The organism is Peribacillus saganii, from assembly GCF_003429095.1.
In the GTDB taxonomy this organism is placed as follows: Bacteria; Bacillota; Bacilli; order Bacillales; family DSM-1321; genus Peribacillus; species Peribacillus saganii.
In genome coordinates this window covers 1-5,987 of sequence record NZ_QVTE01000072.1, presented here as the reverse complement: position 1 = coordinate 5,987, position 5,987 = coordinate 1, and the positions used below count along the sequence as shown (strand labels likewise).

The 5,987-nt window shown below is 36.2% G+C and carries 6 protein-coding genes; 2 read left to right on the top strand and 4 right to left on the bottom strand.

Going from position 1 to position 5,987, the window contains the following annotated elements; translation table 11 throughout:
• Positions 1-239: 239 nt before the first annotated feature.
• Positions 240-1,433: a nucleoside transporter C-terminal domain-containing protein gene (locus D0469_RS20320; RefSeq protein ID WP_117328542.1), complete on the bottom strand. Its 1,194-nt coding sequence runs from the start codon at positions 1,431-1,433 to the stop codon at positions 240-242.
• A gap of 225 nt (positions 1,434-1,658) precedes the next feature.
• Here D0469_RS20320 and D0469_RS20315 point away from each other — a divergent pair, with 225 nt between their 5' ends.
• On the top strand, positions 1,659-1,787 hold the full coding sequence (locus D0469_RS20315) for a hypothetical protein (protein ID WP_117328541.1): 129 nt from the start codon (positions 1,659-1,661) through the stop codon (positions 1,785-1,787).
• Between the two features lie 316 nt (positions 1,788-2,103).
• Here the strand turns inward: D0469_RS20315 and D0469_RS20310 are convergent, their stop codons facing one another.
• The 3 genes from D0469_RS20310 to corA all read right to left on the bottom strand — a co-directional run bounded on the left by D0469_RS20310 (position 2,104) and on the right by corA (position 4,286).
• The gene (locus D0469_RS20310; RefSeq protein WP_117328540.1) at positions 2,104-3,042 is read right to left on the bottom strand and encodes a magnesium transporter CorA family protein; all 939 of its coding nucleotides are present in this window, start codon (positions 3,040-3,042) and stop codon (positions 2,104-2,106) included.
• Positions 3,043-3,071: 29 nt separating this feature from the next.
• Positions 3,072-3,197, bottom strand: coding sequence for a hypothetical protein (locus D0469_RS21935; RefSeq protein ID WP_267897325.1), 126 nt, complete (start codon positions 3,195-3,197; stop codon positions 3,072-3,074).
• A 138-nt stretch (positions 3,198-3,335) separates the two neighbouring features.
• Positions 3,336-4,286 carry a magnesium/cobalt transporter CorA gene (gene corA / locus D0469_RS20305; protein ID WP_117328539.1) on the bottom strand — a complete coding sequence of 317 codons (951 nt, stop codon included), beginning with the start codon at positions 4,284-4,286 and terminating at the stop codon, positions 3,336-3,338.
• A 599-nt stretch (positions 4,287-4,885) separates the two neighbouring features.
• Between corA and D0469_RS20300 the strand changes: the two genes are divergently transcribed.
• Positions 4,886-5,887 (top strand): LLM class flavin-dependent oxidoreductase, encoded by a 1,002-nt coding sequence (locus D0469_RS20300; RefSeq protein ID WP_117328538.1) that lies wholly within the window; start codon positions 4,886-4,888, stop codon positions 5,885-5,887.
• Positions 5,888-5,987 lie beyond the last annotated feature (100 nt).

The following is a 5,987-nucleotide window of genomic DNA, read 5'->3' as shown; positions in this document are numbered from 1 at the left end:
TTTGTTCAAGTCCCCGAAAATCCTTCTAACAGGAATGCTCCTTTATTACCATTTTATACGAACATGTATTCGACTTCAACTGATTAATCAAACAGTAGTTCTGATTAAATTTTTTTCAGCTATAGCAATCAATACTTTGTGGCAATTTTTATGGGGGGAAAGGGACAATAAAAACTTATACAAGAGAAAAGAGCTGCAAATGCAACCCTTTAATAATGAATGATTATTTATTAAATTAATTACCAAATGAACAATCCGACAACCATTGCACTTAACAAGGAGACAGCCATTCCACTTACCAGCAGCTTCCAGACATTTCTTCCTATTATGTGCGACTTTTCCTCATCCACGACGGAATTGAATGTTCCATAAATCATTCCAACAGTACTAAAATTGGCGAATGATGTTAGGAAGGTCACCGCAACGGCAACTGTATGAGGAGCCAGGCTGCTAATTTTATCCTTTAAATCCAGCATGGCTACAAACTCATTTGTAGCCAGTTTTATTCCCATTAATTGTGCCACATACATGGCATCCTTTCCAGACAAACCAAGCAAGTAAGCAAAAGGGCTAAAAATAATGGAAAAAATTTTCTGAACGGTCAATCCCTCGACAAAGAATCCCAAAATGCCATTTAAACTTGCCGTCAGAGCTACGTATCCAATCACCATTGCCGCAATGACAATAACCATCCGAATACCGACCAGCATGCTGTTCGAAATGGTCGAAAAGAAATCCTTACGCTGCCCTTTATCCGGGACATAAACGATATCTTCTTCTTTACTGACGTCAACAGGGTTCAACATGTTTGCAATCAATAACGCATTCAAACAATTTAACGGGATCGCTACAAATACATATGTCGCCGGAACCATTGATAAATAAGCCCCTATGATGGACCCGCTTATACTGCTCATACTCATGATTCCGAAAGTCAGCAAACGCTGCTGGCTTAAGACGCTGAGCTGCTGACGAAGTACTGCAAGTGCTTCCGTGTTTCCTAGGAACATCATTTGAATGGAGAAGAAGCTTTCTAGTTTTGGCAAGCCTGACACTTTTGCGATGATCCAGCCTACTTTGTCAATAATCCAGGTTAGTATACCGAAGTATGTCAGTATATCAAAGAAGGTGATTATAAAAATGATAGGCATTAAGGCACTAAAAAAGAAATCTACTTGTTCATTAGCCATAGCAGAAGGAAAGACGAAAGAAATCCCTTCATTTGCACATGAGATTAGCCATGTAAAGAAGGATGCGATTTGATTAATGATCCAAGTTCCTATTCGGGTTGATAACATAAACCATGTAATTAAAAATTCAACCACTAATAATAGCAAGATGAATTTCCATCTGACGTTTCTTTTATTAGGTGAGCATAGATAAACGACACCAATTACAACTAATACTCCGATTGCATTTAATAGAAAAAACAATTCCTCTAACCTCCTTTGTTTTCATTATTCCCATAAATATTCTTGTATACAAAAAAGCTCTTGTTTTCCACACTTTCAGCTATAAGACAGAAAGTATGGAGGAATTAGAGCTGTTAAATATGAAAATTCCGACGGTTTCGATCAATGAATTCTTTTCGACCTGGATATTGACATGGAAAAGGAAAACAGTTGGGAACAGGCAGTTGGGGAAAGGAGAGATATAACATGCAAAAAGACAAAGTCCCCTTTTTAACAAAAGAGTTTTTAGATAACCTGGCAAAAGAAATTAATGAGCAATATGGAGTTCCTAAAACAGAAGATGGGAAGAAAATATCCGAAAAAGACGAAGGATAAGGCCTTATTTAGAATAGTACCTTACATTGAGCAGTGTATGGGGAAACTCTTGAATGTATAAAAGTTAGTGCGATTTTTGGCAGAACAAAAGGGAAAAGCCGCTGAAGAAGAATGCATGCGGCTTTTTATGCATGTTTAGGAATTTATAAAATTCTTCAGTTGTGGATATCAAAAATAGTGAGTCTATCTCTAGCTCCAGCGTTTAGCCCCTCGATTGGCTTATGCTTGACGGAAGCCCACAGCACGTGGGTCAGAAGGGAGGACGTGGCGAACTTAACCGTTCTTCCTCTGCCAAGGCTCTTGCGCTTTTGTTTATTTAAAAGAATCTTTTCTTCCAAAAAATAATGGCAGTTGTGACAGATAGAATGACTGAAATGATCATGGCAACAAAAAACGCATGGGGATATTGCTGAAATGGAATCGCCACGTTCATTCCGTAGAAACTTGCAACCATCGTAGGCAGAGCTAAGATAATCGTAAAGGATGTCAGAAACTTCATTACGATATTAACGTTATTTGAAATGACAGATGCAAAAGCGTCCATCATCCCGCTCAAAATGGAGGAATGCGTTTCAGCCATTTCAATTGCCTGCTGATTTTCAATAATTACATCCTCTAATAATTCCTGGTCATCTTCAAACATTTTTAAGTAATTGCTCTTCAGCATTTTTTGCATCACAATATTATTAGATTTTAAAGAAGTAGTGAAATAAACCAAACTCTTCTCCAAATTTAGCAGCGAGAAAAGTTCTTTATTTTTCATTGATTGATGTAACTCTTTTTCGATCTTGTCTGTTTTTTTACTAATTTGTTTTAGGTACTTCAGAAAGAATGTGGCAATTAAATACAGTATTTGTAATGAAAATCTCGTTTTTTTATAAGTGAAAAACTGTTTCACTTTATTCTGTGAAAAAAGATGGAAAATTGGATTATCTTTTAAGCAGATAGTCACAAAATATTTCTTCGTTATAATGATACCTAATGGTATTGTGTCGTAAATATGAATCTCGTTTTCATCTTTTGAAACTACAGGTATATTAACAATAATTAAAACATTGTCATTGTCTTTTTCGATCCTTGAACGTTCCTCTTCATCTAATGGGTCTTTAAGAAAATCTAATGGGATCTGCAATTGATTTGCAAGGTCACTAATTTCTTGTTCTGTTGGCGATACAAGATTAACCCAGCAGCCATCCATAACCTCATTAATTTCCTGAAGAATTCCATTTTCGGTAGTTGAATAGATTTTCAACATTCTTTCATCCTCCTCAGCAATTGAGGAAATCAAAAATGTCCCTGCCACACAAGAATTGATTTTTTATCTGTAATCAATTTTTCAATGATTGGTTCTTTAATGACTTCCTCATTGGTCGAACTGGGTTCAGGTTCGCTGCAAGCTCCATTACTCAAAAAAATCAACTCCTTTAGTTAAAAGTGGTGAGCACATTAATCATCATACTCTGAACACTTACTGTTGTATACAACTATTTGAACCGGGAAGGGTATAGAGTAAAACCTTGAAAAAATAAAGAATATAGATGATGCTGTTTACTTAAACCATCCCTTTTTCCTAAACCAGATATACATTCCCGCGCCAATTAAAAACATAAGGGTCAACGCATCAAAGTATCCATGCTTCCAAGTTAACTCAGGCATGTATTCGAAATTCATGCCGTAAATTCCAGCAATAAATGTGAGTGGCATAAAAATAGTAGTAATGACAGTCAATACCCTCATAACACGATTTGTTTGATGAGAATTTAAAGATATATAACTGTCACGAATATCTGTTGTGAATTCCCTGCTTGCCTCAACCATTTCACTCAACTTTAATAAATGATCATGGATATTGGCAAAGTATTTTTTTTGTCTTTCAATATTAGTTAATCTAGTAGAGTTAAGCATCCGGTACACAAGATCCCTCATGGGAGAAATCACTTGTCTTATTGTAAGAAGCTGTCTTCTTGTGGTAAATAAATCATTCAGCAGTATTTCCATTGATTTCTTTTCAAAGTTTTCATCTATTTTAATTAAATGGTCTTCAATACTATTTACTAATGGAAAATAATTATCTACAATCTTGTCCATGAGAAAGTGAAAAATTTTAGTAGGATCCCAATTATCAATAGAGAAAGCAGCGGAAAGACGTTCCATAACCTTATCTATTTCCTTTGATTCTTCGTGATGAAAGGTAACAATGAAATTCTCACCCAAAAATATATCAACTTCCTCTTTGTCAAAGTTAAGTGGGTTAATAGCTTGGATTACAAAAAATGTGTGGTTATCATAGTAATCTAATTTTGGTCTTTGGAGGAAATGCAAACAGTCCTCTATGGCGAGAGGGTGAAAATTAAGCGGGTCGGCTAATAATTTAACTTCATCTTTATTTGGCTGGTCAAAATCGATCCAGTACCAAATGTAATTTCCGTGAATTAGCTCGGGTACCGTGAGGGTAGTAATGAGCTCAAATTTTGTATTAACTGCAAAGGTTCTAATCATTTTTTCTCTCCATTTTTCAATCAATTAAATACTATAGAAGAATACTATATAAATAATATTAAAACAAAAATTTTACCAAAATAAAAAGCCCGGTGATCCAGGCTAGAGACCAATAAAAATTGATATAGAATAAATAGTTGTTATGATTAGTAAATTTTCCCTCAGGTGAAAAATGAAATTAAGTATGTTCATATACCTACCTATAAACTCCTTATACAGTGGGGTAAGGGAAAAACTAATTATGAGGATTACGAACACCAAAGTTACATTGTTGGGTAAATTACAAGGGCAGACCCATATATTTAACTCTTTCGCTGACACCAAATAAGACGGGATTCCCCGTCTAATTATGTTGATTATCCAGTTTTTCAGATATAGTTCTCAATATTTGGTTCTTTTCTTCCTGGATTTTTAGGAATTTTACCAAAAATTGCTTCTTTCTATATTAATTCTCAATGCTAGGTTTCATTTTAATGTCATCAATTGCTGTATTTTTTTGGCTATCAGGAGCGGGAATTTGTCCATACTAAGCATTAAACTTGTTTTATTTATTTCGGTTGTTAAAATAGAAATCAATTCTTCAGTAAGGGGAAATTCAAATGACTAATATACAAATTCCTGTTTCTGTCTTAAATCTGGCTCCTATACGTGAGGGCAAGGACAGCAAGCAGGCTATAGAAGATCTTGTGGACCTGGCACAGGCTTCCGAGAAATTGGGGTATAAACGCTATTGGATTGCTGAGCATCATAATACACCGACGCTGGTAAGTTCTGCCACGTCGATTTTAATCAAACATACACTGGAACATACCCATAAAATTCGAGTAGGCTCCGGCGGAATCATGCTCCCTAACCATGCTCCTTTGGTAGTTGCGGAGCAATTTGGCACCATGGCTGCCATTTATCCAGATCGTGTTGACCTAGGTCTTGGGAGGGCACCTGGTACAGATATGATGACAGCTAGCGCACTTCGCCGCTCGAAAAATGATTCTGTGTTTACTTTTCCGGAGGATGTCCAGTCTTTGCTTACATACTTTGGTCCATTAGAGGAACAAAGCTATGTGAAAGCCTATCCTGGTGTGGAAACAAATATCCCGATTTATATCCTGGGATCATCCACGGATTCCGCTTACTTAGCGGCTGAAATGGGCCTTCCATATGTATTTGCTTCACATTTTGCACCAAGATATATGGAAGAGGCTATCCGGATATACCGTGCACGCTTCAAGCCGTCCAAGTATTTGGATAAACCATATATGATAATATGCTTGAATGTAATTGCAGCTGAATCAGATAAAGAAGCAGAATTTTTATCCACAACGATGAAGCAATTCTTTCTCAATGTAGTAAGAGGGTCGCAAATGAAACTAATGCCTCCAATTGAAGATATTGATTCTCTTTGGAGCCCAATGGAAAAAGAAGCAGCTGAAGGAATGTCCAGTGTAACCTTGATGGGCAGCAAGGAGTCAGTTAAAAAACAGCTGACTGCTTTCCAGGACAGGTATAATGTTGATGAAATCATGGCTGTGTCCTATATTTATGACGAAGAAAAACAAAAGCATTCTTATGAGATTTTTAAAGACATTGTAGATGGAAAATAAGTATCCAAAAGGAGAGTGAAAAATAATTCACTCTCTCAGACTGTAGACAAACTCGATGAAATCGAGTTTGCCTGCAGTTATTTTTTTATTTGGCCTGTTA